At 60.9% G+C, this 2,002-nt stretch carries 3 protein-coding genes; 1 reads left to right on the forward strand and 2 read right to left on the reverse strand.

Annotated elements, in window-relative coordinates; all coding sequences use genetic code 11:
• Positions 1 to 860 (forward strand): uroporphyrinogen-III C-methyltransferase (gene cobA / locus L972_RS21935; RefSeq protein WP_047438969.1); only part of this gene is annotated, 860 nt, incomplete at its 5' end.
• Between the two features lie 100 nt (positions 861 to 960).
• Here cobA and L972_RS13860 read toward each other — a convergent pair.
• Positions 961 to 1,563 (reverse strand): hypothetical protein, encoded by a 603-nt coding sequence (locus L972_RS13860; protein ID WP_047438924.1) that lies wholly within the window; start codon positions 1,561 to 1,563, stop codon positions 961 to 963.
• A gap of 251 nt (positions 1,564 to 1,814) precedes the next feature.
• A partial coding sequence (locus L972_RS21940; protein WP_047438972.1) for a heavy metal-binding domain-containing protein occupies positions 1,815 to 2,002 on the reverse strand: 188 nt, incomplete at its 5' end.

The raw sequence follows: 2,002 nt of genomic DNA on the forward strand, positions 1-2,002 counted from the left end.
GGGAGCGGCTCTTTAGCCATGAGCAACTGGCATGCCAGCTGGCCCGCGGCCAGCAGCAAGCTGCCGAGCAGAGCGTCGCAGAGCTGCTCGATGAGCCGCTGCAGAGCAAGGGAAGCGTAACCCTGGTGGGGGCTGGCCCCGGTGATGCGGGACTGCTTACCCTAAGCGGTCTGCAGCAGTTGCAGCAGGCGGATGTGGTGGTCTATGACCGGCTGGTGTCGCAGGAGGTATTGGCGCTTGTTCGCCGGGATGCCGAGCGGATCTTTGTTGGCAAGGAGGCGGGCCGCCACTGTGTGCCCCAGCAGGCGATCAACCAGCTGTTGCTGGAACAAGCGCAGCTGGGCAAACAGGTGGTGCGGCTCAAGGGGGGCGACCCCTTTATCTTTGGCCGGGGTGGCGAGGAGCTGGAAACCCTGGCCGAGGCGGGTATCCCCTTCTCGGTGGTACCGGGCATTACGGCTGCGTCGGGCTGCGCTGCCTACAGCGGCATTCCCCTCACCCACCGCGATCACGCCCAGCGGGTGCAGTTCATCACCGGCCACGACAAGGAGGGCAATATCACCCAGGAGTGGTCGGCGCTGGCCGCCCCACGCCAGACCCTGGTGTTCTACATGGGGCTGGCCCACGCCGCCCGCATTCAGGATGCGCTGCAAACCCACGGCATGCCCGGCCACACCCCGGTGGCGCTGGTGGAGCAAGGCACCCGGCTCAGTCAGCGGGTGGTGCGCGGCGAGCTGCTGCAGTTGGCCGAACTGGCTCGTCAGGTGAAGAGCCCGAGCCTCATCATCATAGGCTCGGTAGTCACTCTGGCCGACAAGCTGGACTGGTATGGGGAAGCCAACGCCATCCACGGTATCTAACCCCGCACGGCGATCAACCAATAGAGACAACAAAACAGAGAGCGGCCATGCCGCTCTCTGTTTTTTGCATCAATGACCAAGCCGTGGCACGGCGCGTCTGTTACTCGAGCCGGATGGGGCCGGTATTCTGAACATCGCTGTCATTCCAGTCGCTCTCATCGCGAATACGCGGATCCCCTTGCAAGGTGTAGAGGATGGTGCCCTGACGAAACTGCAGCGCACCATCGGCCCGTTTCGCCTTCACCTTGACTCCGTTGACCCACACCTGCTCCTTGCCATCCACCTGAATATTGGCCACCGTGGCGCCTGTTTCGCGGTTTTTGGCGATCCACTTGCCCTGATAGGGCGAGTCCCCCTTGGCCATCGGCAGTGCGGCGGCCTTGCCCGCCGACCAGGCGTGCACGGTGCAAAAGCCATGAGCCCGGCGATCATGCTTGATGACGTAATCCAGGGTGGGTTCGCTGGCGGGCAGCTCGAAGGTGATCCCGATGACCACCTTGCTGCTCGTGGCCGAATAGGCGGCGGGTGCCAGCGTTTTCAGGGTCGCCTTCTTGCCATTGATAAAGACGTTGCCCCCTTGTGACTTGACCCGAATATCGGTGGGACAAGTGGCGCTGAAGTTGGGCAGCGCCGCGAGGGCACTGCCGGCATGAGCGGTCATGGCCAACATGACAAGGGTCAGCAGAGCAGGTTTTTGATTCATAGTGATACGCCTTCAAAAGAAGAGAACCTCGTCCGTGAGCGGTGTCGTTCCTGATGGCGGCACTCTAGCTTGGCCCTCTCGGGCTACCCAGTTAAAAAAATAAAACCGGTCAGTGGAATTATTAATAAATATAAATATTTAAAATCAATGTGTTGAGTGATAACCCTGCCAGCCGCCACGCATCAGACAGGCAATAAAAAAGCCGATAACCCGGTTATCGGCTCATTGCCAATGCAGAAGCTGGTGCCCGATCAGACCACCACGGCGGTGCCACTGATGCTGACCATCAGCATGCTGCCATTTTGCCCCACCACCTCGTAGTCGATATCGATGCCGACCACTGCGTTGGCACCAAGGGCCGCGGCGCGCTCTTTTAGCTCATCGAAGGCGATCTCGCGGGCACGGGCCAGCTCTTTTTCATAGGCGCCAGAGCGGCCGC

This window comes from Aeromonas sp. ZOR0001, assembly GCF_000801015.1.
Classification (GTDB): Bacteria; Pseudomonadota; Gammaproteobacteria; order Enterobacterales; family Aeromonadaceae; genus Aeromonas; species Aeromonas veronii.

What these genes read in the sequence shown, in the direction of transcription:
- L972_RS13860 (WP_047438924.1), bottom strand. Translation starts at nt 1,563, where the DNA reads ATGAATCAAAAACCTGCTCTGCTGACCCTTGTCATGTTGGCCATGACC.